We start from the raw sequence: 26,051 nt of genomic DNA on the forward strand, positions 1-26,051 counted from the left end.
CAAATCCGCCGCCCGGACGATTGCCCATTGTCATGACATGCGCCGTGGCCTTATGCTGTCTGGCAGGCCGTTTTCGCGTATCGCGAGACGCCGCACGAGTTTCGCTGGACAGGTCGACCCGGGATTTCCCCGCGATCTGGACAGACCGATAGGGCCGAAAGGCCACCAAGTTCGCCTGGGCGCCACTATAGCGTCGGGCATTAAATGGGCGCAAACGGACGGGATCCAACCAGATCTAACCGCTTATGCGTCGGAGAAGAACCGCGATGACGCGCGCAATATCATTGAGGCAAACCGCAAGTGACCACAGGTCCTTGCCTGCCTGCGCGCCGCCCCTCGCCTTGACAAGACACCCCCATACCGCGCTGCACCCGCCAGGGCACAGCGCGCGTTTGGCGTGCAAACGGATAAAATGGCTAAGAAAATGCTTATCGACGCCACCCACGCGGAAGAGACCCGCGTCGTGGTGGTTGACGGAAACAAGGTCGAGGAGTTCGATTTTGAATCTGAAAACAAACGCCAGCTAGCTGGCAACATCTACCTTGCAAAGGTAACCCGGGTCGAACCGTCGCTTCAGGCGGCCTTTGTCGACTACGGCGGCAACCGTCACGGGTTCCTTGCCTTTTCCGAAATCCATCCGGATTACTACCAGATCCCCGTCGCCGACCGTAAGGCGCTGATGGACGAAGAGCAGGCCTATGCCGAAGCTCAGCAGCGTGAGGACGAGGAAGACAAGCCCAAACGTTCGCGCAGCCGGTCACGGACGCGCTCCAAGCCCGAGGCCACGCGTTCTGACGATGCGACCGCCACTCAGGAAGTGTCGGGGATGGAAACCATCGACCTCGACGACGAGGATGGCGCGGACACCGAAGGCCTGTCGCCGATGGAAACCGTCGCCGCGACCCCGGTCGAAGAGCCGACCAACGATCAGGATGGCGACGACAACGGCAACGACGAGGCATCGGACGAAGGTCAGCTGGCTTCGGACCGGGACGAAACCATCGAATCCATCGCCGATGAGGACACCGAAGAAGATTTCCGCCCCGTGCGCAAACCCCGCCCGCGGCGCTACAAGATCCAGGAAGTCATCAAGGTGCGCCAGATCCTGCTGGTGCAGGTCGTCAAGGAAGAGCGCGGCAACAAGGGCGCGGCGCTGACAACCTATCTGTCGCTCGCCGGTCGTTACTGCGTTCTGATGCCGAACACCGCCCGTGGCGGCGGCATTTCGCGCAAGATCACCAACGCCGCCGACCGCTCCAAGCTCAAGGAAATCGCGCAGACCATCGAGGTGCCGAAAGGTGCCGGCCTGATCGTGCGCACCGCCGGGGCCAAGCGTACCAAGACCGAGATCAAGCGCGACTATGAATACCTGCAGCGCCTGTGGGAGCAGATCCGCGAGCTGACGCTGAAATCCATCGCGCCGGCCAAGATCTACGAAGAGGGCGACCTGATCAAACGGTCGATCCGCGATCTTTATAACCGTGACATCGACGAGGTGTTTGTCGAGGGCGAGCGCGGCTATCGCATCGCCAAGGACTTCATGAAGATGATCATGCCGTCCCACGCCAAGAACGTGAAGCATTACGCCGAACAGATGCCGCTTTTCGCGCGCTATCAGGTGGAAAGCTACCTGTCTTCGATGTTCAACCCGACGGTGCAGCTGAAATCCGGCGGTTACATCGTGATCGGCGTGACCGAGGCGCTTGTGGCGATCGACGTGAACTCGGGCCGTGCCACCAAGGAAGGCTCGATCGAGGATACCGCGACCAAGACCAACCTGGAAGCGGCCGAAGAAGTTGCGCGCCAGCTGCGTCTGCGCGACCTTGCGGGCCTGATCGTGATCGACTTCATCGACATGGACGAGCGCAAGAACAACCTCGCCGTCGAGAAGAAGATCAAGGACAAGCTCAAGACTGACCGCGCCCGTATTCAGGTGGGCCGGATCAGCGGCTTTGGCCTGATGGAAATGTCCCGTCAGCGTCTGCGCCCCGGTATGATCGAGGCAACGACCGCCCCATGCCCGGCCTGTCACGGCACCGGTCTGATCCGGTCCGACGATAACCTTGCGCTGTCCATCCTGCGCGAGATCGAGGAAGAGGGCGTTCGCAAGCGTTCGCGTGAGGTGCTGGTCAAGGCCCCGGTGGGCATCGCCAACTACCTGATGAACATGAAGCGCGAACATATCGCCCAGATCGAGATCCGTTATGGCATGGCCGTGCGGATCGAAGGCGACCCGCATCTGGTCAGCCCCGATTTCAGCCTTGAAAAGTTCAAGACCGCGACCCGTACCGTGCCCGAAGTGACGGCACATGTGGTGTCGGTCGATACGTCGCTGATGGATCAGGTCGACGAAGATCAGGTCGACGAGGACGAAGACGAGGAGGAGGCTGAGGTCGAAGAGACACAGCAAGCCCCCGAGGCGGCAACCCAGCCGCAGTCCGAGGCTTCGGATGACGATGGCAAACCGAAAAAGCGCCGTCGTCGGCGTCGGCGCAGCCGGGGCAAGGGCGCTGGTGGAGCCGAGAATGGCGATCAGAACGGCGATGGAGATGACAACGGCGATGCGGTGCCCCAGACACAGGGTTCCGGCGATGCCGTGACACCAGCCGAGGCACCGGTGGAAGCACCTTCCGAGGTACCTTCCGAAGTCGTTCAGGCGGATGAGGCGCCGACAGAAGAGGCCGCACCAGCACCCAAGCCAAAGCGGACGCGGTCACGTGCCAAGAAACCAGTGGCGGAGGTCCCGGCAGAGGGCGAAGCACCTGAGGCCACGGCTGAAGAAGCGCCAAAGCCCAAGCGGACCCGCAGCCGCACGCGCAAAAAGCCCGAAGTGGTTGCAGAAGCGCCGGTCGAAGCTGTCGCGGATACTACGGCAACCGAGGCGGCTCCGGCGGTTGAAGTTGCCGAGGCTGCCCCGGCCCCGGTAGAAGCTGTGACCACCCCCGAGCCCGAAGCGGTTCAGGCACCCGAGGTGGTAACCCCGGAGCCGACAGCCGAAGTCGCTAAAGACGAGGCGAGCGAGGTGGTCGCGGACGCACCTGCGGAACCCGAAGCTGTTCAGGCGCCGAAGGCTATCGAAACGCCAGTGGTCGCTGAGACCCCGGCCGCGGTAGTCGCTGTGCCCGAGGCAGATCCAGTTTCAGCGGCGGCGAGTGAGCCTGAAAAGGTGATGGAGCCTGCCGAGTCTGAAAGCGATGAGCCGGGCGATTCGAAGCCGAAGAAACGCGGCTGGTGGTCGATCGGGCGCTAAGCCTTTCTGAGAATAGAAAAGCAAAAGCCCCGGCAAATGCGCCGGGGCTTTTTTATGTGGGGTGTTGTGGGGCCGCGCAGGCTGATCAGCCGCCCTTGCGAATGGTCCAGACCATGGCCAACCCGTCCTCTGACGATGTCAGAAGCTGGTGCCCGGCCTCGGCGCAGAAATGCGGTACGTCGATCACCGCAGCGGGGTCGTCGGTGCGCAGGGACAGGATCTCACCCGTCGATAGCGCCATCAGACGCTTGCGCGCCTTGAGTACGGGCAGGGGGCAAAGCAGCCCGGTCGCGTCAAGATCATGTGTCATGCCAGATGACTTAGGCGGAGTGTTACAGGCTGTCCACAGGGTTGTGACGGCTGGTCGCGTGACGCCGCTGGAACAATGCACTATGTCGGTCACATGTTCGGAATCGAAATCATCGACGCGGGGCTTGCGCCCGCAATGATCGTCGCACTTCTGGCGGGCTTGATGTCGTTTCTGAGCCCCTGCGTGCTGCCCATCGTGCCGCCCTATCTGGCCTTCATGTCCGGCGTCAGTGTGGCCGAGATGCAGAACGGCGGGTCAGCCCGGTTCCGGGCGGTAACAGCGGCGCTGTTCTTTGTCATGGGGCTGTCGACGGTCTTCCTGCTGCTTGGGTTCACGGCCTCAGCTTTTGGCGCGTTCTTTCTGCAAAATCAGGTGCTTCTGTCGCGCATATCGGGCGTTGTCGTGATCATTTTTGGCCTGCATTTCCTGGGCATCTTCCGCATTCCCTTTCTCGACCGCGAGGCACGAATAGAGGCGGGCGACAGCGGCGGATCGGCCTTTGGCGCTTATGTTCTTGGCCTTGCTTTCGCCTTTGGCTGGACGCCCTGCATCGGGCCACAGCTGGGCGCGATCCTGTCGCTTGCAGCCTCCGAGGCATCGGTCATGCGCGGGACCCTGTTGCTGGGCATCTACGCGGCCGGCCTTGGTATTCCGTTCCTTCTGGCCGCCCTTTTCCTAAGCCGGGCCATGACGCTGATGAACCGGGTCAAACGGCATATGAAGGTCATCGAACGGGTTATGGGTTTGCTGCTGATCGTGGTCGGTCTGGCGCTTCTGACCGGGGCGTTTTCAAGCTTTTCCTTCTGGCTCCTTGAGAATTTTCCCGCGCTGGCGACGCTGGGCTAACGCTTCCGACAACATGGTTTTGTTGCCCATCCTGAGCGGATTTGATGGACTGCCGCAGGTTGATAAAGCAAGTCTGTTGCAGCGCACGGGGCAGGGAGCGCTTAATTTCAGTAGGTTAGCGCTAAACCTGTGACGAGTCCCTACCATCGTGTGGATCTTTCCCTTAGGACTTTTGCAAACGTGATCAGCAAGGGTGGTGGAACGACAATGGCACAGAAATCGGCAACATTTTTGGCTCAGGCCGAGCGCATGAAAACCGGCAAGGGCTTCATTGCCGCGCTGGATCAGAGCGGCGGCTCAACCCCGAAAGCGCTCAAATTGTATGGCGTGGACGAGGGCAGCTATTCCGGCGACGAAGAGATGTATGGCGAGATTCACGCGATGCGATCGCGGATCATTCTGGCGCCGGATTTCACATCCGAAAAAGTGCTGGGCGCGATCCTGTTCGAACGCACGATGCGGGCCGAGGTGAATGGCAAGCCGACGGCAGCGCTGCTGTGGGAAGACCGTGGCATCGTGCCGTTCCTGAAGATCGACAAGGGTCTGGAAGACGAAGCGAACGGCGTGCAGATGATGAAACCGATGCCGGAGCTGGACGCGCTTCTGGCCGATGCAGTCAAATTCGGCATCTTCGGGACCAAGGAGCGGTCTGTCATTCAGGAGGCCAACGCGGACGGCATTGCCGCCGTGGTGGCGCAGCAGTTCGAGGTGGCCAAAACGGTTGTCGCGGCGGGTCTGGTGCCGATCATCGAACCTGAGGTGAACATCCATTCCGCGACCAAGGCAGAGGCCGAGGTGATGCTGCGGGACGAGATTCTGAAGCAGCTGAACACTCTGGAGGACGGGCAGGACGTCATGCTGAAGCTGACGATCCCGACAGAGGCGAATATCTACGACGTTCTGGCGGATCACCCCAAAGTGCTGCGGGTTGTGGCGCTGTCGGGCGGCTATTCGACCGATGATGCCTGCGCCCGTCTGGCGCAGAATGGCAAGATGATCGCGAGCTTTTCCCGCGCACTGACCGAGGGGCTGAGCAAGCAGCAGTCCGACGCAGAGTTCAACGCGGCGCTGGGTGGCAATATCGACAAGATCTATCAGGCGTCACTGTAACCTGTGTAATTTCGGTTCGGCGGGCTTTGGATATATCCGGGGCCGCCGGACCAAGACTTTTGCGAAAAGTCTTGGCAAAAGTTTTATGAAAACATTTGCGCGGGTGGCTGTGACGACGCCATCAGTTGAACAGGTTCGTTGTTGCAGAAGATCACGACCTGCCCGGCATTGAAGACGGCACTGTAGCCGCGTCTGTGCAATTCACGTTCGAACGGTTCGCGTCCAATCATGCGATCGATGTCGCGCAGAGAGCGGCGGACGATGCCGCCGTCGCGCGCGGCCTTGGCAGAGAAGATCTGCCGGAACCAGATATCTGGTGAAATGAAACTATGACGCGTGCTCATCCACAAAGCATCGCGTTTCCCGGTTAACGCTCTCTGAATCGTGCGAGCACGAAGACCCGGATGGCTGAGGCCAGCCCGACATCCGGCTCCCGTGCGGCATCGATTTCAGCAGCAAGCTGGTTGATCGGCTTGTCCTCGGTTGCGGCGATGTCGCGGAAGGCAGCCCAGAAGGCATCTTCCAGCGACACCGAAGTCCGGTGACCACGCAGGGTCAGAGAGCGTTTGACGGGACGCGCGCTCACGCGTCCTTATCATCAATCTTATGGCCGTCCAGCGCCTTGGCGGCTTTGCTCATCTTGGCCAAAAGCGCCTGCTTGTCGGCAGCACTGCGTCCGAATTTCGCGGAGTGCATGTTGGCGTCCCGCTTTTCGGCGTCGCGTTTACGGTCCTTGCGGGCCTTGTTCAGGTTGGTGAGATTGCTCATCCCTTGGGTCCGATCATGTCTTCCGGCCGCACGACGCGGTCGAATGTTTCTTCATCGACGAAGCCGAGCGCAATCGCCTCTTCCTTGAGGGTCGTGCCGTTCTTGTGCGCCGTCTTGGCCACTTTGGTGGCGTTGTCATAGCCGATGGTCGGCGCCAGCGCCGTTACCAGCATCAGCGATTCCTTCATCAGCTTGTCGATCCGCGTGGTGTTGGCCTGTGTGCCCGCCACCATGTTGTCGGTAAAGCTGCCCGCCGCGTCACCCAAAAGCTGCATGGATTGCAGCACGTTGTAGGACATCATCGGGTTATAGACGTTCAGTTCGAAATGCCCCTGCGATCCGGCAAAGCCGACAGCCGCATCATTGCCCATGACCTGCGCACAGACCATGGTCAGCGCCTCGGCCTGGGTCGGGTTGACCTTGCCGGGCATGATCGACGAGCCGGGTTCGTTTTCCGGCAGGATCAGCTCACCCAGACCCGAGCGTGGGCCAGAGCCGAGCAGGCGCATGTCATTGGCGATCTTGAAGAGTGAGGCCGCAACGGTCTTGAGCGCGCCCGAGAACATCACCATCGCGTCATGGGCGGCGAGGGCTTCGAACTTGTTCGGGGCCGTGACGAACGGCAGATCGGTGATGGCTGCGATTTCGGCCGCGACGCGGGTATCCCAGCCCACCTTGGTGTTCAGGCCGGTGCCGACGGCGGTGCCGCCCTGCGCCAGTTCATAGATGTCGGGCATGCACATTTCGACGCGCGCGATGCCCTTGGCCACCTGATGGGCATAGCCGCCGAATTCCTGACCCAGTGTCAGCGGCGTGGCATCCTGTGTGTGGGTGCGCCCGATCTTGATGATGTCCTTGAATTCTTCGGACTTCGCGGCAAGGGCCGCGTGCAGTTTGCGCAGGCCAGGCAGCAGGGTGTCGCGTGCCATCATCCCGATGGCGACGTGCATCGCGGTCGGGAAGGTGTCGTTCGACGACTGGCCCATGTTGCAGTGATCGTTGGGGTGTACGGGTTTTTTGGAGCCCATGACGCCGCCCAGAACTTCGATCGCGCGGTTCGAGATGACCTCGTTCGCGTTCATGTTGGACTGCGTGCCGGATCCGGTTTGCCAGACGACCAGCGGGAAGTTGTCGTCGAACTTGCCCTCGATCACCTCTTGGGCGGCGGCGGTGATGGCATTGCCGACTTCGGCTTCCATGTCGCCCTGGGCCATGTTGACCGTTGCACAGGCTTTCTTGATCACGCCAAGCGCGCGGATGATGGCGACCGGCTGACGTTCCCAGCCGATGGGAAAGTTCATGATCGAACGCTGGGTCTGCGCGCCCCAATATTTCTCGCCGGGGACCTCAAGCGGGCCAAAGCTGTCAGTTTCGGTGCGGGTTGCGGATGTCGGGGCCATGAAATGTTCCTGTCCTGTGCAATTACGCGCGGTTTACCGTCCGCGAGGTCAGGGGGCAATCGGCAAGATCAACTGCCGGGCCCTGTTATTTGCGAAAACTGTCCAGACTGACCACATCGGCATCCTTTTTATCCGGTTTTCCGGATTTGCCGAGCTTTGGCTTGGCCGCCGGTTCGTCGGTTTTGTCGATGCTGGCCGGGGCGGGGGCCGGTTCTTCATCGTCCTCCTCGTCGTCTTCGTGCGTTTCAAAGCGCAAGCCGAATTCGACAGAGGGATCCACAAAGGTCTTGATCGCATCATAGGGGATATACAGCAGTTCGGGTGCTTCGCCAAAGTTCAGCGAAACCGAAAAACCTTCATCCGTGACGTCAAGATTGTCGTACCAATGCTGCATCACCACCGTCATTTCGCCCGGATAGCGGTCCGACAGCCAGTCAGCAATTTCCACATCCGGATGGGCGGTGTCAAAGGTGATGAAAAAATGGTGATCACCCGGCAGACCGTTGGCCTGAACGGCTGTGAGAACCTCTTGGATGAGGCCACGCATCGCGCGATGCATCAAATTTCCGTAGTCAATCCCGCGGGACATGCCGCAATCCCTTCTGGTTGTGGTCTCAGCATATTCTATTTGCCGCGAAACAAAAGGGGACGCCAGCGCATTTTTCCCGGTGCGGCGTTACAGCGGCATCCGGCAAAGCGTTGCGTGTTATCAGAGCAGCGACAGGGCCCAACCCGCCAGTGCCATGAGCGGCAGAGTGATCAGCGGCCCCCGGTGCAGGACCAGAAGAAGCAATGCGGCGAGGGCGGTCAGTATCAGCGCGTCAGATCGCAGGCTGGCGGGGTCGGGAATGGGCAGGGAGAGCGGGCCAAAGTTGACTTGTGTGACCGTGTTGAACACGACGTGTAGAGCGAACCACACCGAGAGGTTCAGGATCACACCGACCACCGCTGCGGTTATGGCTCCAAGGGCGGATTGCAGGCGTGGGCGGGTCTGCAGGTGTTCGACATAAGGCGCCCCGGCGAAAATCCACAGAAAGCAGGGCACAAAAGTCATCCAGAGCGTGAGCGCCCCGGCGGCCAGTGCAAGGCCCGTACCGCCCGCCGTGTAACCGGTCAGCATCCCGACAAACTGGGTCACGAGGATGAGCGGCCCCGGCGTGGTTTCCGCAAGGCCAAGCGCGTCGACCATCTGCAGCGGGTCAAGCCAGCCCCGGGCGGTCACCACCTCTTGTGCCATATAGGCCAGTACCGCATAGGCCCCGCCAAAGGTGACCACGGCGAGTTTGGCAAAGAACGCCGAGAGGTCGAAAAGCAGGGTCTGCCCACTGAGGGCAAGCAGCGGTAGCGGCAGCAGCCAGAGCGTGGCCCAGAGCAGGATCACGCCCGGTCGGAACGTTCCAGTCGGGAGGGTCTGTTGCACAGGCGCGGGGCTGGCGCGGGTGGCGCCGAAGGCGGCGGCGGCAAGGATGAGTAGCGGAAAAGGGATCTGGAACAAGAAGATGGCGGCGAAACTTAAACCCGCAACCCAGGACATGGCCGGGCCGGTCAAGCCCTTGCGCATCAGGCGGCGCAGGGCCTCGTATACGATGACAATGACCGTTGCCTTGATGCCCAGCAGGAGAGATTCTGTCTGCGGCAGGGTGCCGTAACGGGCGTAAAGAAGCGTGAGCACGGCAATGACCAGCGCGCCGGGCAGAACAAACAGCAGCCCGGCCAGCAGCCCGCCAGCAGTGCCGCGCAGACGCCAGCCGGCATAGGTGGCAAGCTGCATCGCCTCGGGGCCCGGCAGCAGCATGCAAAAGCCAAGAGCGTTCAGGAATTGCTGTTCGCTAAGCCAGGGCCGTTCGTCCACCAACTCGCGGTGCATCACGCCGATCTGCGCAGCCGGGCCGCCAAAGGACAGCAGGCCGATGCGGCCGAACACATGCAACATCTCGGGCCAACTGGGTGGAGGGGGCATCGCGGGACTCCGTAAGGCGTTTTATCCTGTCGGCGAAGGAGTGCGTGTGCCGGTGGTAGCTGTCAATGACACAACTGGCGGAGGCGTGTCTAACCAAGTACCTTACTGATTTCACGCAGGATTTTGATCCGTATGGCGCGGGGGTAATCGCGGTGGCCGCGTGCGGTGACGACGAAACCGTCCCGGGTGATCAGGTGGCGACGGTAGAAGTTCGTGATCGCGACGCCAAGGGATTCGATGGCGATGCCGTTGATCGTGATCCCCATGCGTTCGGCGCGGCGGCGCAGCGGGCCGACCTCTGATCCGGCATTGGGGGTGCCGTCACCCGACACGTCGATGATCCGGCGCTTGCAGTCCGGCACCTGGGTGAAGCGGTCAAGCGCATAGGACAGCGCCTCGGCCGGGGCGGTGTCGGACAGGACAAAGGCGCGTGGCATGGCGCGGGCGGCGGCGGAAAAACTCCTGACATCCAGCGGGCTGCGCATCCGGGTCCAGGGCAGCGTGTGCTGCTGGCTGTCAATGCCGGACCACTGGATGACCGAAAGGGCGACGCTGTCGCGTACAAGAATTTCTGCGATTTCGGGATCCAGCAGCGCGTCGGCAAGGCCGTCCACCTGCAGGCGGTATTCACTGGGATCGACCGAATTTGACACGTCCATTGTCAAAAGAAGTGCGGTTTCACAAGCGCTTGCAAGGCTTGCTTGAAGTAGTAAATGAAGGGTTAATGCAGCGCGCAGCATGGGGCATTGGGCGCCGGATCCGGTTTCCGGTCAAGGACAGAGTTATAATGATGGGGGGAAAGTGCAGGCTTCTGTTGCCAGGTGCCTGCGAACCCCGCCTTACGCTGCTAGGCGCAAGGGCTTAAGTTTTCGATGTTTGGTACCGCTTACGCGGCAACAGCCATCGGAGCACGATTGTCATTTGCAATTGTACTTTTCGGACCGATAACGGTGGTACCTAACCGAAACAAAGCAAAACCCCTTTAGACGTTCGTCGATCCTATTTCCACCCCATGGCCGCCAAATGAGCGGGTATATGGTGGAGTGGCCGGGTACCGCCCCCGGGTCCGATCCGCGTATTACGAGCGCGTTTATGTTCATAGTCTGTTGCCAGACAAGTTGAATATAGGGCCGATAGTGCGGCTTTTCAATGGGGGTCGTTCAGGTATCTGCATGCCATTTATAGCGGCGCCGGTTGGCCGGGAGAGACGCTGGAGTCACCCGTAAAGCCAAGGGAAAACGCGGCGAAAGGCGATATGGCAGGCGTATGGAAAGCGTATGGTTTTCGTATGGCTGGCGGTATGGCTCAGCCTTTTGCGCGGGCGGCCAGCACGTCACGGCCAAGGTCGCGGGTATAGGATTCGAGCCGGAGTAGGGACGCGTCGGTGGCAGCCGCATCGGAACGTTCCAACGCATCCGCGATCTGGCTGTGCAAGCCGATGATCCTGACGCGCGAGCGGGCGGTGAAAGTGATCATGTTCATCAGCGGCTGCATCGCTTCGACCGCGCCTGCCAGCTGATAAGACAGCACCGGGTTGCCCGCCGCATCGACAAGAGCGCGGTGAAAGGCGACGTCCGAGGCGCAGAAGGCTTCGTCCGGGAGGTCAGGTTCGCTTTGTGTGCCGATTTCAGCGCGCAGGGATTTGAGGTGGGCATCCGTGCGGCGCTGCGCCGACAGGGGTGCGCAGGCGCGTTCCAAGGCATAGCGCGCCTCGCAAGCCACATCAAAGCTGATGGCGTTCATTGACAGGAGCAGGGTCGAGGTGGTGATCTGCTGGTTGTGCGCCTCTTCGTACGAGAGGTGGTTGACGAAGGCACCGCCGGTGGCACCCCGCTGGGTGCGGATGAGGTTCTGCGCGGCCAGACGTTTCAGCGCCTCGCGTACCGTGGGGCGAGAGACCGAGAACTGTTCGGCCAGTTCGGATTCCGACGGCAGGCGTTCGCCAACAAGAAGCCTGCCCGCCAGAATGGCGTCGCGGATCGACTGGGCAATCTGGGCCGAGAGATCGGCTGGGTTGGACGGCATGATTTTCATATGTCTTACAATTAGGATTTGATCGGTATTTAAATGTCTGACATTCATATGGTCAAGACATGAGTCGGGGAGGACGCCATGCAAGGCATCATTCGTAGCGGGCTGTGGCTGGGCTTTTTCGCGGCCATTCTGGTGTCCTGGGCGGTGATGTATGTCATGAGTGCCGACATGGGACTGGACCTGCTGGGGCGCCCCGATACCATGACTGAGGCGATGCGCGGGATGGATCCGCGCATGACGATGGATATGCCGATGGCGCGGTTCGGGCCGCTTTTCGCGATGTGGGCCGTGATGATGGCGGCCATGATGCTGCCGACCATGGTGCCGACCTTGCGCGCCTATGAGGATCTGATGGTCAGTGCCAATGGCACCCGGGCCGGGTGGCTGGGGGTGGTGCTGGGGTATTTCGCGGTCTGGGTCGGCTTCGCGGCGCTGATCGCGGCGGCGCAGTTGGGGCTGCTGTTCGCCGGGTTGATCGACATGCTGGGGATAGCGAAGTCGCGCTGGTTGGCAGCCGGGTTGCTGGTGGTTGTTGGATCGTTCCAGTTTAGCCGCGCCAAGGAGCTGTGCCATGGCGTCTGCCATGCGCCGACGCTTTATTTTCTCGGCCACTGGCGCACCGGGTTTGATGGCGGATTGCGGATGGGGGCATCGCTGGGGGTGTTCTGCCTGGGGTGCTGCTGGGGGTTCATGGCGCTGGGGTTTGTCGGCGGGGTGATGAGCCTGACCTGGATGGGCCTTGCCACGTTGTTCATGGTGGTCGAGAAACTGCCGCAGGTGGGGCACTATGTGACAAGGCCGATGGGGGCGTTGCTGATCGTGGCGGGCGCTGTCGTGGGGTTTGCGCCGTGGCTTTGGGTCTGATCTGAGGAGGAAAGAATGGCGATAGAACGTGTAGCGGGGGCGGACAGGTTGCCCGTCAGCCAGCGCATCGATCAGCGTATGGCCAACCCGAAGCGGCGCAAGATGGCGCCGACGGACTGGGCGATCAAGGGGGAGCTGTTTCTGAACTGTTCCTGCACGGTCTTCTGTCCCTGCGTGGTGAGCCTTGGCGCGCATCCCCCAACCGAGGGGCATTGTTACGCCTGGATGGCGATTGCCATCGACGCCGGACATTACGAGGGCGAGTCGCTGGCCGGGCTGAACGTCGGGTTGATGGTCGAAATCCCGGGGCGCATGGCCGAGGGCGGCTGGAAGGTCGCCGCCTATGTGGACGAGCGGGCGTCGGGCAAGGCCTACAACGGGTTGCTGCAGATCTTTTCGGGCGCTGCGGGCGGGACGACGGGGCTGTTCACCATGCTGGTGAGCGAGATCGTGGGGGCCGAGCGCGAAAAGGTCGAAATCGTGCGGGATGGGCGCAAGCGGGGGCTGTATATCGGCCGCAAGATCCAGGGCGAGATCGAGATGCTGGAGGGTGCGGACCCGGAGCATCCGGTGATGATCAGCAATTCCAAGTACTGGATGGGCCCGGATATCATCGCGGCGAAGGGGCTGAAGTCCAAGGTGCGTGACTATGGCCGGATCTGGGATTTTGGCGGCAAGTCGGCAGAGATCTGTCCGATCGACTGGAAGGGTCCGAAGGCGTGAGTTTGGAATGTCGGGGTGACGCGCGCGTGCCGCGACGCCCCACCCGCCATCCCGCAACGGGTGATGTCGGGGTTGCGCGGGGTTTTCCGGAGTTGAGGTTCAGGTCGGAGTGAGGGTTCGGGCCCCCGAGACCCCTTGGGATATTTATGGATAGATGACGCAGGCGGATGGTCCTGCACAGGAAAGGAATTGCGATGTTCAAGGCACTTGTGGTCGAGAAGGATGCGGAGACGGGAAAGACGTCAGCCGCTGTCAAGCAGATCGGGGTTGAGGATCTGCCTGCGGGCGAGGTTCTGGTCGCGGTCGACTATTCGACGGTGAACTACAAGGACGGGTTGTGTGTGGGCCCCGGTGGCGGGTTGGTGCGAAACTATCCGCATGTGCCGGGGATCGACTTTGCCGGGGTGGTCGAGGAGTCGTCAGACGCGCGATACAAGCCCGGCGACAAGGTCGTGCTGACCGGCTGGCGTGTGGGTGAGGCCCATTGGGGCGGATATGCGCAGAAGGCGCGGGTGAAGGCCGATTGGCTGGTGCCGCTGCCCGAGGGGCTGGATACGCGGCAGGCGATGGCGGTGGGCACCGCCGGTTTTACCGCGATGCTGGCGGTTATGGCGCTGGAGGATCATGGCCTGACGCCCGAGAAGGGTGAGGTGCTGGTGACCGGGGCTGCGGGCGGTGTCGGGTCGGTGGCGACGGCGATCCTTGCCAAGCTGGGCTATCAGGTGGCCGGGGTGACCGGGCGGCCCGAGACCGAGGATTACCTGAAGGGGTTGGGTGCCACGCGGATCGTGGCGCGTGAGGAGCTGGCCGAGACGGTGAAGCGCCCGCTTGAGGCCGAGACCTGGGCGGGCTGTGTCGATGCCGTGGGTGGCGCGATGCTGGCGCGGGTGCTGGGGCAGATGAAATACGGTGGTTCTGTCGCGGCCGTGGGTCTGGCCGGGGGGGCGGGGTTGCCTGCCACGGTGGTGCCGTTCCTGCTGCGCGGTGTGAACCTGCTGGGCATCGATTCGGTGATGCAGCCCTATGATAACCGGGTACGGGCCTGGGCACGCATCGCGCGGGACCTGCCGATGGACAAGCTCGAGGCGATGGTACAGCCCGCGACGCTGGAGGATCTGCCGCAGCTGGGGGCGGACATCCTGAAGGGGCAGGTCAAGGGCCGGGTGGTCGTCGACGTCAACGCCTGACGCCAGTCAGAAGACAGCCTTTTGCGGGCCGTTCCGGGGTACGGGGCGGCCCGTTTTTCTGATTTTCCAAGGAATTTCCGCAGCCGGGGTGCGGATGCGGTTGTTTTCGTGCAGTATGTCCACACTCGGAAGCTGAAACGCCGCTGCTGTCCGACCGGTATGGCGCCGATATGGTGCCTTGCGATTGCACCGTGCAATGCGCGGACAACACCGGGGCAGCGCGAAAGCAAACAAAGGAGATCAGCATGTTCAAACGGATCATGGTGCCGGTCGATCTGGCACATGCCGGAAAGCTGGACAAGGCGCTGACATGCGCGGCGGACCTGGCAAAACTGCATGGTGCAGTGGCGATCTATGTCGGGGTGTCGGCGGCAACGCCGTCCTCAGTTGCGCATACGCCAAAGGAGTTCGCCGAAAAGCTGGAGGCCTTTGCCAGATCAGAGGCCAAGGGACGCGGCATCCAGACCGAGGCGCATGCGATGACAAGCCATGATCCGACGATCGATCTGGATCCCACGCTGTTGAAGGCGGTGACAGAGACGGGGGCGGACCTTGTCGTGATGGCAAGCCATATTCCCAATCTGACCGACTATGTCTGGCCGTCCAATGGCGGAACGCTGGCAACACATGCGCGGGTCTCTGTGCTGGTCGTGCGCTGACAGCAGGCTACGTGAAGAAACATAACAGGACAGGGAGTTTCTAAATGACAGACGCCAGTGGCACCGAGGGCATACCCGCCCCGGAAGGGCGTTCGGATCTGATCGATACGGAGTATACGATTGGGCAGGACAATATCGAAAGTTCGATCGGGCCGTTCGGATTTGACATTCACAACCCGGTCTTTCTGATCTCGGGGCTGAGCATCGTCGCCTTCGTGTTCTACACGCTGGCCCTGCCAGAGCAGTCCGGCGCGGTCTTCAGCTGGCTGTTCAACAGCGTCACCAAGGGGTTTGATTGGTTCTTTCTGGGCGCGGCGAACATCTTTGTGATCTTTTGCCTTTTTCTGATCGTGACCCCGCTGGGTTCGGTCCGGCTGGGCGGCAGGGAGGCAAGCCCGGATTACACCTATATCGGCTGGTTTGCGATGCTGTTCGCGGCCGGGATGGGCATTGGCCTGATGTTCTATGGCGTGTCCGAGCCGATGAGCCATTTTTCATCCTCCATGGGCGGGGTGGCATCCGAAGGCGGCGTTCGTACGGATTGGGCACCGCTGGGCGCTGCTGCCGGTGACGAGGCGGCCGCGGTTCGTCTGGGTATGGCAGCGACGATCTTTCACTGGGGACTGCACCCTTGGGCGATCTATGCCATCGTGGCGCTGGCGCTGGCCTTGTTCAGCTATAACAAGGGTCTGCCGCTGACGATCCGCTCGGCCTTTTATCCGATCCTGGGCGAGCGTGTCTGGGGCTGGCCGGGGCATGTGATCGATATTCTGGCGGTATTTGCCACGTTGTTTGGCCTTGCGACATCGCTGGGGTTCGGCGCGACGCAGGCGAGTGCCGGATTGAACGAGCTGTTCGGGATACCCCTTGGATCGACGACCGAGGTGCTGCTGATCACAGGGATCACCGCGATTGCGCTGATTTCGGTGCTGCGTGGTCTGGATGGCGGCGTGAAGGTGCTGTCCGAGATCAATATGGGACTGGCGGCGCTGCTGCTGCTGTTTGTGCTGTTCGTCGGGCCGACGCTGATGATCCTGACGGGGTTCGTGGACGCGCTGGGCGCCTATCTGCAGTATCTGCCGGCACTTTCGATGCCGGTCGGGCGTGAGGATGTGAACTTTTCCCAAGGGTGGACATCGTTTTACTGGGCGTGGTGGATCAGCTGGTCGCCCTTTGTGGGCATGTTCATCGCACGGGTATCACGCGGGCGCACGGTACGCGAATTCGTGGTCTGTGTGCTGTTGATCCCAAGTCTCGTTTGCGTGCTGTGGATGTCTGTCTTTGGCGGCACGGCCGTTCATCAGGTGGTTGCTGACGGCTATACGGCGGCACAGGACGCACCGCTGGAATTGCAGCTGTTCAAGATGCTGGATGCGCTGCCCTTGTCGGGTATCACCAGCTTTATCGGCATCTTGCTGGTGGTGGTGTTTTTCGTGACCTCGTCGGATTCCGGATCACTTGTGATCGACACGATCACGGCGGGTGGCAAGGTTGACGCCCCGGTGACGCAGCGGGTGTTCTGGTGCATCTTCGAAGGTGCGGTGGCCATTGTGCTGCTGTTGTCGGCGGGCGGATTGCAGTCGTTGCAGAGCATGGTGATTTCCACGGGTCTGCCGTTCACCATCGTGTTGCTGGTGATGTGCTGGTCCATCTTTCGGGGCTTGCAGGCAGAACGCCGGAGCTGATCCCCGGTCTGCTTTGAGATGCTGATGGGCCCCGGAGGAGACTCCGGGGCCTTTTGTCTGGGCGTGATCCGATTGAGCGCGCGTGCCGCGCGCGCTGGTTTCTGGTGCTGGCTGAGGGGCAACGGCCTGTTCGCGGCGGAGCGTGGGTTGTGAGGGCGGGTGTCGCTGTGTTTGATCTCTGATCTGGCGGGCTATGTGAGTGAGCGGGACAGGGAGACAGATATGACAGGTGAGGCACCGATCCTATTGTGGGTCCGGCGGGATCTGAGGTTGATCGATCATCCGGCGCTGGTCGCGGCCATCGCTACGGGATGTCCGGTGATACCGGTCTTTGTGCAGGACGCGAGTGTCGACCGGCTGGGCGCGGCACCGAAGTGGCGGCTGGGTCTGGGGTTGGAGCATCACGCAAAGGCATTGCGTGCCGTGGGCAGTCGGCTGGTGCTGCGGTCCGGGCCTGCGCGCGAGGTGCTGGAGGCGCTGGTCGAGGAAACCGGGGCCGAGGCGGTCTACTGGATGCGGGGTTATGACCCCGAAGGCGTGGAGCGGGACACTGCCGTCAAGGAGGCGTTGGTGGATCGCGGGATCGAGGCGCGCAGCTTTGCCGGGCATCTGATGTTCGAGCCCTGGGAGGTTCAGACCGGGGCGGGCGGGTTCTACAAGGTTTTCACGCCGTTCTGGAAGGCGGTGAAGGAGCGGGAGGTGCCCGAGCCTTTGGCACAGCCTTTGAATATACCGGCGCCGCAGGTCTGGCCGGAAAGTGAAGCTCTGGCGGATTGGGCGCTGGGCGCGGCTATGCGGCGTGGCGCTGACGTGGTGCGCCCCTTTGTGCGGTTGGGCGAGGCGGCGGCGCAGGAGCGGCTGGGCAATTTCATGGCGCATAAGGTGGGCGAGTATGTCGAGGCGCGCAATTTGCCCGGGGTCGATGGCACCTCGGGTCTGTCAGAGAACCTGTCGCTGGGGGAAATCACACCGCGACAATGCTGGCACGCGGGGCTGCGGGCGCGGAATGTGGGCAAGGCCGGGGCGGAGACGTTCCTGAAAGAACTGGTCTGGCGCGAATTCGCCTATCATCTGATGTGGCACACGCCGCGCATCCTGACGGACAACTGGAAGGAAGGTTGGGATAGGTTTCCCTGGAGTGAGGATGAACAGAGCGCCGAAGTCATCGCCTGGAGGCAGGGGCGCACGGGGATTCCGTTTGTCGATGCGGCGATGCGTGAATTGTATGTGACCGGGCGGATGCACAACCGGGGGCGGATGATTGTTGCGTCGTACCTTACCAAGCACCTGATGTGTCACTGGCGGATCGGGTTGAAATGGTTCGAGGATACGCTGATCGACTGGGATCCGGCGAGCAATGCCATGGGTTGGCAATGGGCGGCCGGGTGTGGACCGGATGCGGCGCCCTATTTCCGGGTGTTCAATCCGGTGACCCAGCTGAAGAAATTCGACCCCGCCCATGCCTATGCCGATCGCTGGATTGCCGAAGGCCGTCTGGAACCTTCGCGGGATGCGTTGAGTTATTTTGACGCGATCCCAAAGCAATGGGTCCTGTCGCCCCGCGATCCCTATCCCGCGCCGGTGGTTGACGTCGCAGAGGGGCGCATGACGGCGCTGAATGCTTATGCAAACAGGGATTTCTGAGTGAAGAAATTGGTTAACACTTGCTATAGCGGCTTGGCCGGGCGTAGCCTTTGTGTCGATTTTCCGCAGATGGGCGTGCCTATGATCCTGACCAAGACCAAAGACCAGACGGGCCTGCCACGGTATTTTCCGCAAGTCTTCGAGATGTCGAAAGACATGAACAAAGGGCGCATCGATTTCGTGTTGCCGGATGGACGGGTGTTTCGCGCAGAGGGGCGCAATCCCGGGCCGGTGGCCGAGCTGCAGATTCACAACCCGGATATCTTTGCCCGCCTGATCCGCGAGGGCGATCTGGGGTTCTGCGATGCCTACCTGGACAAGTGGTGGAGCACACCGGACCTGATGGCGTTCATGGATCTGGTGCATGCGGATAATGACGCGCTGTATGACGGGTTTCCCGGGATGGGGCTGGTGCGGGCGTTTGAGCGGCTGCGGTTCTGGTGGCAGGGCAATTCCAAGCGGCAGGCACGCCGCAACATCAGCCACCATTACGATCTGGGCAACGATTTCTATCGGCTGTGGCTGGATGACACGATGACCTACTCATCGGCGCTGTTCGAGACTGGGCAGGAAAGCACCGAGACGGCGCAGATAGCCAAATATGCTAGTATGGTGGACCAGATGGGGGTGTCTCCGGGGGACCATGTGCTGGAAATCGGCTGCGGCTGGGGGGGATTTGCCGAATATGCCGCAAGGGAGCGCGGGCTGAAGGTTACCGGCCTCACGATTTCGCAGGAGCAGTACAATTTTGCGGTAGATCGGATCGCGAAGGCGGGGTTGTCGGATCGGGTGACGATCAAGCTGCAGGATTATCGGGACGCGCGTGGCAGCTATGACGGTATCGCCAGCATCGAGATGTTCGAGGCCGTGGGCGAGAAGTATTGGCCGGTCTATTTCAACGCGGTACGCGAACGGTTGAAACCGGGCAGGCAGGCGACGCTGCAGATCATCACGGTTCAGCACAAGCGCTGGGAGGTATATCGGCGCGGCCCGGATTTCATTCAGAAGTACATCTTCCCCGGTGGCATGCTGCCCAGCCCGGTGGTGCTGCGTGAAGAGGTGCGCAAAGCCGGGCTGGCGGTGGCAAAGTCTGTCGAGTTCGGGCCGAGTTATAGCCAGACGCTGCGGCGCTGGCATGAAACATTCAACGACAGGTGGGACGAGGTGGCAAGGCTTGGCTTTGACGACAGGTTCCGGCGGATGTGGAATTTCTACCTCGCCTCTTGTGCCGCGACGTTTCACAGCGGTAACTGCGATGTGACGCAGATCACAATCAGCAGACCAGGATAGACCAATGTTCCCAGCCGCCATGTACCACCACCCCCTTTGCAGCTGTAACTGACGGCATGGCAGATCTGTTTTTCTACGGCACCCTGTGCCATGTGCCGCTGCTTGAGATCGTGCTGGACCGACCGGCGGCGCAGATCGGCGCGGTTCCGGCGGTGCTGGACGATCATGGGGCCTGGTGGGTCGCCGGGCATTCCTTTCCTATGATCGCGCAGGCCGAGGGCGCGCGGGTGGCGGGCCTGTTGGTGCGGGGTCTGAGTGACGGCGATGTGGCGCGGCTGAACTATTACGAGGGTGGGTTTCAATATGACCTGCGCGAGGTGACGGTTCGCAGCGGCGCTGGGCAGGCAAGGGCACAGGTCTATTTCCCGGCGCCCGGGCGCTGGCAGGCCGGGGCGCCGTGGGATCTGGCGGAATGGGCCGCACGCTGGGGGGCGATGACCCTGAGTGCGGCGCATGAGGTGATGGTCCAGTTCGGCGTGATGCCGGTCGACGAGGTGCAGCAGCTATGGCCGTTCTTCTGTGCCCGGGGATGGGCACAGGAACTGGCGGCGCTGGCGGCACCGCAGACCCTGCGCAGTGGCATGACCCGGGATGACGTGAATATCCTGCGCTATCGGCCCGGTTACAATGGATTTTTCCGGATCAGGGCGTTTGATCTGCAGCACCGGCGTTTTGACGGCAGCCAGAGCGAGGTTGTGTCGCGCGAGGCCTATGTGGCCTTTGATGCCGCCCTTGTGCTGCCCTACGATCCGGTGAGCGATCAGGTCATGTTGATCGAACAGCTGCGCTATGGTCCGGTGCACCGGGGCGATCCGGCGCCTTGGGTGCTGGAGCCGATTGCGGGGCTGGTCGATGCCGGCGAAGATCCGGCGGATTGTGCGCGGCGCGAGGCGGTCGAGGAGGCCGGTCTGACGCTGGGCGATCTGCGACCGATGGTGAATGTCTATCCGTCGCCCGGTTATACGACCGAATTCTTTCACTGTTTTCTGGGGCTTTGTGCGCTGGAGAAGCGGGACGAAGGGTTGAATGGCATAGCCGAAGAGAATGAAGATATCCGCAGCCATGTGATCAGCTTTGATGCCGCGATGGCGCTGGTCGATAGTGGAGAGATCAATGTCGGGCCGCTGGTGATGATGTTGCTGTGGCTGGCGCGCAAGCGGGACGGGCTGCGGGCCGCAGTGTGACGCCTGCGCAGCGCGCGCCCGGCGCGCTTGATTCCGGGCTAGGGGCCTGTTTCGGATGGCCGTTTGGGTGCGAAGCCCCTAGGGTTGACCAAACGACGCCACGCTGGCCCTGCGCGCTGCGGCTTGAGTTCAGGCCATACGCGGCCTACATCGTGGAAAACATGTCTGGAAGGGGACCTTCATGCGCATTGCAAAAGATCTGGCCGACGCGGTCGGAAACACACCGCTGATCCGGCTGAACAAGGCCAGCGAAGAGACTGGCTGCGAGATCCTGGGCAAGGCTGAATTCATGAACCCCGGTCAGTCGGTCAAGGACCGCGCGGCGCTGTATATCATCAAGGATGCGGTGGCGAAGGGTCTGCTGAAGCCCGGCGGCACGATTGTCGAAGGCACGGCCGGCAACACGGGCATCGGCCTTGCGCTGGTGGGGGCGTCGATGGGGTTCAAGACCGTCATCGTCATCCCGGAAACGCAGAGCCAGGAAAAGAAGGACATGATCCGTCTGGCCGGCGCCGAACTGGTGCAGGTCCCGGCAGCGCCCTATCGCAACCCCAACAACTATGTGCGCTATTCCGGCCGTCTGGCCGAAGAATTGGGGCGCACATCGGACAAGGGCGTGATCTGGGCCAACCAGTTCGACAACGTGGCCAACCGGCAGGCGCATATCGAAACCACCGGCCCCGAGATCTGGAAACAGACTGGCGGCAAGGTGGACGGCTTCATCTGCGCCGCAGGGTCGGGCGGTACGGTCGCGGGCGTCGGCATGGCGCTTCAGCCCAAGGGCGTGAAGGTGGGTCTTGCCGATCCGATGGGGGCGGCGCTGTATAGTTTCTACACCACGGGCGAATTCAAATCCGAGGGCGATTCCATCACCGAAGGCATCGGGCAGGGACGCATCACTGCCAACCTCGAAGGGTTCACGCCCGATTTCGTCTGCCAGGTTTCGGACCACGAGGCGCTGCCGATCGTGTTTGATCTGCTGAGCGAAGAGGGCCTTGTCATGGGCGGTTCGACCGGCATCAACGTCGCGGGCGCGATCCGTATGGCCAAGGAAATGGGGCCGGGGCACACGATCGTCACCGTGCTCTGTGACTATGGCAACCGCTACCAGTCCAAGCTGTTCAATCCGGAATTCCTGACTGCCAAAGGCCTGCCGGTGCCCAAGTGGCTGGACCGCGCGCCGGCCAGTATTCCCGGGGTGTTCGAGGACGTCTGATGGCCTTGCTGCGCCAGCTTTGCCTTGCGCTGACGTTTCTGCTCATCACCGTCTGTGCGAGCCTTGCGCAGACGGAGGCGCCGGGCGCACTTGATTACGAGCGATGGGAAAGCACTGCCGTACGGGCCGAAACTGCGCTTGCCGATGGCGAGGCGTCGAACAAGTCCCTTGAAACGCTGCGCACAGAGATTGCGGGTTACCGCCAACGGTTCCAGTCTGCCCAGTCCGAACAAAAGGCACGGGTTGCGACGCTGCAGGCCCAGCTGGATGCGCTGGGGCCGGTGCCCGAGGAGGGTTCCCGGGAGGCACCCGACATCGCCGCGCGGCGCAAGGAGCTGAATGACCAGCTTGCCCAGCAACGCGCGCCGGTGCTGGCTGCCGAAGAGGCCTATACCCGGGCCGACGGGATGATCCGTGAGATCGACAATGTCATCCGGACCCGCAAAGCCGAAGAGATGCTCGCCCTGGGACCCAGTCCGTTGCTGCCGAGCTACTGGAGTGTGGCGCTGCAGGATCTGGTGCGTTCTGCGGGTCTGCTGGCATCGGAAACTTCTGCGGCCTGGACCAAGGAAGGGAGCGGCGCTGACATCGTCGCAAAGCTTCCGACTGTCCTTACGCTGTTGGTGCTGACAATGCTGCTGACGCTGCGGGGGCCGCATTGGGTGCATGTGGGTGTGAATGTCTTGCGCCGCCGCACACGCCGGGGCAGCGGTGTCTGGCAGTTCGTGCTGTCACTGGGGCAGATCGTTCTGCCGCTGCTGGGGGTCTATGCCTTTGCCACGGCGGTGCGGATCAGCGGTTTGGTGGGGGACCGGGTCGAACTGATGCTGGAACGGCTGCCGATCTGGATCGGTGTGGCGCTGTTCGTACGCTGGCTGGCCGAACAGTCGTTTTCGCGTGACGACGATGTGGCGACCCTGCCGATCGTGCGCAGGCGGCGCGCCCAGGCGCGTTATTACGTGACTCTGATCGGGTTGGCTCTTGTCCTCAAGGGGGCGCTGGCGCTGCTGGGCCGCATAGACGCCTACGGGCCGGAAACCGCGGCGGTGCTGAATTTCCCGATCACCCTGCTTTGCGCGCTGTTGCTGTTCCGGCTGGGCCAGACCCTGCGGGATGCGCGTGCCCAAGGGGATTCAGGCGGCGAAGAGCCACAGGACGCGATCTACTTCCGCCTGCGTGTCGCGCGCATCGTTGGTCAGCTGATCCTGCTTCTGGCGATTGCCGCACCGGTGCTGGCGGCCATTGGCTATGCCAACCTGTCGGATGTACTGGTGTTTCAGACCATTGCCACGCTGCTTCTGGTCGGCACCGGGCTGGTGATTCAGCGGTTTATCGGCGACGCCTTCCAGCTCTTTACCGGCAAGACGGTGCAAGAGGCGCAAAGCCTGATCCCGGTGCTGCTGGGCTTTATCCTTGTCCTTTTGCTGCTGCCGCCACTGGCTCTGATCTGGGGCGCGCGGGTTGCCGATCTGACCGAGGTCTGGGCCCGGTTCGGCGCAGGCTTTACCGTGGGTGGAACGCGTATCGCGCCGACCGATTTCCTGGGGGTGATCCTGGTCTTTTTCGCAGGCTACGCCGTCACGCGTCTGATTCAGGGGGCGCTGCGCAACTCTGTCCTGCCCAAGACGCGTATCGACATCGGCGGGCGCAATGCCATCGTGGCGGGACTTGGCTATACCGGGGTTATCGGATCGGCGCTGCTGGCGATTTCTTCGGCCGGGCTGGATCTGACCTCGCTTGCCTTTGTTGCCGGTGGCCTGTCGCTTGGTGTTGGTTTCGGCCTGCAGACCATCGTGCAGAATTTCGTATCGGGCATCATCCTGCTGATCGAACGGCCGATTTCCGAAGGCGACTGGATTCAGGTCGGCGACCAGATGGGCTATGTCAAAGATATCTCGGTCCGGGCCACACGGATCGAGACCTTTGACCGGACCGACGTGATCATCCCCAACGCCGATCTGATCACCGGCAACGTGACCAACTATACGCGCGGCAATTCGCTGGGCCGGATCATCGTGTCGGTGGGCGTGGCCTATGGGTCGGACACGCGGCAGGTTGAATCCATTCTTCTGGGCATCGCGCGCGAACACCCGCAGGTGATGATGAACCCGGCACCCTACGTCTATTTCAAGGGCTTTGGCGAGAATGCGATGGAGTTCGAGATCCGCGCCATTCTGGTCGACATCAACCACGTGATAAACATCCGAACCGAAATGAATCACCAGATCGCCGAACGGTTCAAGGCAGCGGGTATCCAGATTCCGTTTGCTCAGCGCGATATCTGGCTGCGTAATCCCGAAACCCTGCATTCTGCCGACGCGGCGGACAGGCACCATTCCGCGCTTGCGGCCAAGCCACCTTCGACGCCGCAGCCCACACAGGACAAGGATGCGGCCCGCGGCGCGCTGCATGACGAAGGCGATGTGACAAACGATACCGGCGCTGACGCCGGAGATGGAGACAGATGAGTACCGACCCGATTTTCCGCACCAGCCCCTATCAGCGCGAGACGGAATCGCGTGTTCTGGCGCATACGCCCGAAGGCGGGATCGTCTGCGCTGCGTCTATCTTCTATCCCACGGGCGGTGGTCAGCCCGGCGACAGTGGCCGCATCAGCTGGCACGGCGGGCGGCTTACCATCGCGACGACGCTGAAGGGCGAAGGCGACACCTGCGTGCTTGTTCCCGCGGAGGCATCAGCCTTGCCGCCAGTGGACAGTCTGCTGCATCAGGAACTGGATTGGGAGCGCCGTCACCGCCACATGCGGGTCCACACGGCGCTGCACCTGCTGTCGGTCGTGATCCCGCTGCCGGTGACGGGCGGGGCCATCGGTGCGGGCAAGGGGCGGCTGGATTTCCTGATGCCCGACCCGCCCGAGGACCGCGATGCCATAGAGGCGGCGCTGAACGCCTTTGTGGACCGCGATCTGACGGTAAGCGAAGAATGGATCAGCGAAGCCGAGCTCGACGCCAATCCCGGGCTGGTCAAGACGATGTCGGTCATGCCGCCGCGCGGCAGCGGCCGGATCCGACTGGTGCGGATCGGGCAGGGCAGGGATCACGTCGATCTGCAACCCTGCGGCGGCACCCACGTCGCCCGCACTGGCGAGATCGGCCACCTGCGCCTGGGCAAGATCGAAAACAAGGGCAAACAGAACCGCCGGGTGAACATCGCCCTGGATATCTGACGACTTGCCGCGTGGATTGGGCGTGGGCAGGCGACCTTACCCAACGTCGGGTCAGGATTTCGACAGGCGCCGTCGAATTCTGGCATGTTTTTGCAAGATTTCCTTGGCTAGCCTCTTGCACCTGCCCTAGCCCTCACGCTAAAGCGGTCGGCGGAGAGGTGGCCGAGTGGTCGAAGGCGCACGCCTGGAAAGTGTGTAGGCGGGGAACCGTCTCGAGGGTTCGAATCCCTTCCTCTCCGCCACTGCACCGAGAATATCCATTTCCAATCAGTTACTTAACCGGTATTCACGCGAGCTCACCCCCCATTTTGTCCGCCATTTCGAAAATGATGTGCGCTTGAGGTGGGAAGACTCAAACTTCCGACTTGTGTTCACCTTTTTAAAGCGTTGGGCTTCGCTTCGAAGGCTTCAGGTTGTAGCGTTTCGACTTACCTTCTGGCAAATCACTATTCTGCGCCTCCACGCCCATTTCTGTCGCTATATTTCTGGTGACGTTTACGATGCTGCCGATAAAATGCCCTGACTGGCTCTTATCCGTGCCAGTTGCCAAGATGTCGTTGAACAGCTGCTGGAAATGCATACGCGTCCAGCCGTAGTTTCGCTGATACACCGGGATGGCAAAAGCTGTCTCACTGCTGTGGCATTGTTGCAGAACTCACGCCTGAGGCATGACTTCCCCTTACCCCGCTGGCGTTATGCCACGCGAATGATCTCGGCAGTGCCGAGGGCATTGA

At 61.8% G+C, this 26,051-nt stretch carries 24 protein-coding genes, 1 tRNA gene and 1 other RNA gene; 15 read left to right on the top strand and 11 right to left on the bottom strand.

Features of this window, described 5'->3' with window-relative positions:
* The first annotated feature begins 412 nt into the window (after positions 1–412).
* Positions 413–3,250, top strand: coding sequence for a ribonuclease E/G (locus tag CHB75_RS16705; protein WP_089272571.1), 2,838 nt, complete (start codon positions 413–415; stop codon positions 3,248–3,250).
* Between the two features lie 85 nt (positions 3,251–3,335).
* On the opposite strand, the gene CHB75_RS16710 is transcribed toward CHB75_RS16705, so the two are convergent.
* On the bottom strand, positions 3,336–3,560 hold the full coding sequence (locus tag CHB75_RS16710) for a sulfurtransferase TusA family protein (protein WP_089272573.1): 225 nt from the start codon (positions 3,558–3,560) through the stop codon (positions 3,336–3,338).
* 93 nt (positions 3,561–3,653) lie between these two features.
* On the opposite strand from CHB75_RS16710, the gene CHB75_RS16715 reads away from it, so the two are divergent.
* Together CHB75_RS16715 and CHB75_RS16720 are read left to right on the top strand one after the other, a co-directional pair.
* Positions 3,654–4,406 (top strand): cytochrome c biogenesis CcdA family protein, encoded by a 753-nt coding sequence (locus tag CHB75_RS16715; protein WP_089272620.1) that lies wholly within the window; start codon positions 3,654–3,656, stop codon positions 4,404–4,406.
* A gap of 207 nt (positions 4,407–4,613) precedes the next feature.
* Complete coding sequence (locus CHB75_RS16720; protein WP_089272575.1) at positions 4,614–5,516, top strand: fructose bisphosphate aldolase; 903 nt, start codon at positions 4,614–4,616, stop codon at positions 5,514–5,516.
* Between the two features lie 83 nt (positions 5,517–5,599).
* Here the strand turns inward: CHB75_RS16720 and CHB75_RS16725 are convergent, their stop codons facing one another.
* From CHB75_RS16725 to CHB75_RS16765, 9 genes are all read right to left on the bottom strand, one after another.
* Positions 5,600–5,860, bottom strand: coding sequence for an N-(5'-phosphoribosyl)anthranilate isomerase (locus tag CHB75_RS16725; RefSeq protein WP_089272577.1), 261 nt, complete (start codon positions 5,858–5,860; stop codon positions 5,600–5,602).
* Between the two features lie 23 nt (positions 5,861–5,883).
* Positions 5,884–6,102 carry a ribbon-helix-helix domain-containing protein gene (locus tag CHB75_RS16730; RefSeq protein ID WP_089272579.1) on the bottom strand — a complete coding sequence of 73 codons (219 nt, stop codon included), beginning with the start codon at positions 6,100–6,102 and terminating at the stop codon, positions 5,884–5,886.
* A complete protein-coding gene (locus tag CHB75_RS16735) occupies positions 6,099–6,284 on the bottom strand; it encodes a DUF4169 family protein (RefSeq protein ID WP_089272581.1) in 186 nt (61 codons plus the stop codon). Before CHB75_RS16735 ends, CHB75_RS16730 begins: the two co-directional genes overlap by 4 nt.
* Positions 6,281–7,684: a class II fumarate hydratase gene (gene fumC, locus CHB75_RS16740; protein WP_089272583.1), complete on the bottom strand. Its 1,404-nt coding sequence runs from the start codon at positions 7,682–7,684 to the stop codon at positions 6,281–6,283. Before fumC ends, CHB75_RS16735 begins: the two co-directional genes overlap by 4 nt.
* Positions 7,685–7,769: 85 nt before the next feature.
* Positions 7,770–8,273: an SspB family protein gene (locus CHB75_RS16745; protein WP_089272585.1), complete on the bottom strand. Its 504-nt coding sequence runs from the start codon at positions 8,271–8,273 to the stop codon at positions 7,770–7,772.
* Between the two features lie 120 nt (positions 8,274–8,393).
* Complete coding sequence (gene chrA, locus CHB75_RS16750; protein WP_089272587.1) at positions 8,394–9,644, bottom strand: chromate efflux transporter; 1,251 nt, start codon at positions 9,642–9,644, stop codon at positions 8,394–8,396.
* 89 nt (positions 9,645–9,733) lie between these two features.
* The gene (locus tag CHB75_RS16755) at positions 9,734–10,384 is read right to left on the bottom strand and encodes a DUF1194 domain-containing protein (protein ID WP_089272589.1); all 651 of its coding nucleotides are present in this window, start codon (positions 10,382–10,384) and stop codon (positions 9,734–9,736) included.
* 60 nt (positions 10,385–10,444) lie between these two features.
* Positions 10,445–10,798, bottom strand: a transfer-messenger RNA (tmRNA) gene (gene ssrA, locus CHB75_RS16760).
* A 151-nt stretch (positions 10,799–10,949) separates the two neighbouring features.
* Positions 10,950–11,678, bottom strand: coding sequence for a FadR/GntR family transcriptional regulator (locus CHB75_RS16765; protein ID WP_089272591.1), 729 nt, complete (start codon positions 11,676–11,678; stop codon positions 10,950–10,952).
* A gap of 78 nt (positions 11,679–11,756) precedes the next feature.
* Here CHB75_RS16765 and CHB75_RS16770 point away from each other — a divergent pair, with 78 nt between their 5' ends.
* From CHB75_RS16770 to CHB75_RS16825, 12 genes are all read left to right on the top strand, one after another.
* A complete protein-coding gene (locus CHB75_RS16770) occupies positions 11,757–12,542 on the top strand; it encodes a DUF2182 domain-containing protein (protein WP_089272593.1) in 786 nt (261 codons plus the stop codon).
* A 15-nt stretch (positions 12,543–12,557) separates the two neighbouring features.
* Positions 12,558–13,265 carry a DUF1326 domain-containing protein gene (locus CHB75_RS16775; protein WP_089272595.1) on the top strand — a complete coding sequence of 236 codons (708 nt, stop codon included), beginning with the start codon at positions 12,558–12,560 and terminating at the stop codon, positions 13,263–13,265.
* A gap of 194 nt (positions 13,266–13,459) precedes the next feature.
* A complete protein-coding gene (gene acuI, locus CHB75_RS16780) occupies positions 13,460–14,452 on the top strand; it encodes an acryloyl-CoA reductase (protein WP_089272597.1) in 993 nt (330 codons plus the stop codon).
* A 245-nt stretch (positions 14,453–14,697) separates the two neighbouring features.
* On the top strand, positions 14,698–15,111 hold the full coding sequence (locus CHB75_RS16785) for a universal stress protein (protein ID WP_089272599.1): 414 nt from the start codon (positions 14,698–14,700) through the stop codon (positions 15,109–15,111).
* Between the two features lie 44 nt (positions 15,112–15,155).
* Positions 15,156–16,796, top strand: coding sequence for a BCCT family transporter (locus tag CHB75_RS16790; protein WP_089272601.1), 1,641 nt, complete (start codon positions 15,156–15,158; stop codon positions 16,794–16,796).
* A gap of 222 nt (positions 16,797–17,018) precedes the next feature.
* Positions 17,019–18,440: a cryptochrome/photolyase family protein gene (locus CHB75_RS16795; protein WP_089272603.1), complete on the top strand. Its 1,422-nt coding sequence runs from the start codon at positions 17,019–17,021 to the stop codon at positions 18,438–18,440.
* A gap of 81 nt (positions 18,441–18,521) precedes the next feature.
* Positions 18,522–19,730 (top strand): SAM-dependent methyltransferase, encoded by a 1,209-nt coding sequence (locus CHB75_RS16800; protein ID WP_089272606.1) that lies wholly within the window; start codon positions 18,522–18,524, stop codon positions 19,728–19,730.
* Between the two features lie 56 nt (positions 19,731–19,786).
* Positions 19,787–20,914, top strand: coding sequence for an NUDIX domain-containing protein (locus tag CHB75_RS16805; protein WP_089272608.1), 1,128 nt, complete (start codon positions 19,787–19,789; stop codon positions 20,912–20,914).
* Between the two features lie 181 nt (positions 20,915–21,095).
* Positions 21,096–22,130, top strand: coding sequence for a cysteine synthase A (locus CHB75_RS16810; RefSeq protein WP_089272610.1), 1,035 nt, complete (start codon positions 21,096–21,098; stop codon positions 22,128–22,130).
* Complete coding sequence (locus CHB75_RS16815) at positions 22,130–24,598, top strand: DUF3772 domain-containing protein (RefSeq protein ID WP_089272612.1); 2,469 nt, start codon at positions 22,130–22,132, stop codon at positions 24,596–24,598. Before CHB75_RS16810 ends, CHB75_RS16815 begins: the two co-directional genes overlap by 1 nt.
* Positions 24,595–25,317: an alanyl-tRNA editing protein gene (locus CHB75_RS16820; RefSeq protein ID WP_089272614.1), complete on the top strand. Its 723-nt coding sequence runs from the start codon at positions 24,595–24,597 to the stop codon at positions 25,315–25,317. The genes CHB75_RS16815 and CHB75_RS16820 overlap by 4 nt, the downstream gene beginning before the upstream one ends.
* Before the next feature lie 152 nt (positions 25,318–25,469).
* A tRNA-Ser gene (locus CHB75_RS16825) sits at positions 25,470–25,559 on the top strand.
* A 137-nt stretch (positions 25,560–25,696) separates the two neighbouring features.
* Here CHB75_RS16825 and CHB75_RS16830 read toward each other — a convergent pair.
* Positions 25,697–25,969 carry a GmrSD restriction endonuclease domain-containing protein gene (locus CHB75_RS16830; protein ID WP_089272616.1) on the bottom strand — a complete coding sequence of 91 codons (273 nt, stop codon included), beginning with the start codon at positions 25,967–25,969 and terminating at the stop codon, positions 25,697–25,699.
* Between the last annotated feature and the right edge of the window lie 82 nt (positions 25,970–26,051).

This window comes from Puniceibacterium sediminis, assembly GCF_900188035.1.
GTDB classification, from domain to species: Bacteria; Pseudomonadota; Alphaproteobacteria; order Rhodobacterales; family Rhodobacteraceae; genus Puniceibacterium; species Puniceibacterium sediminis.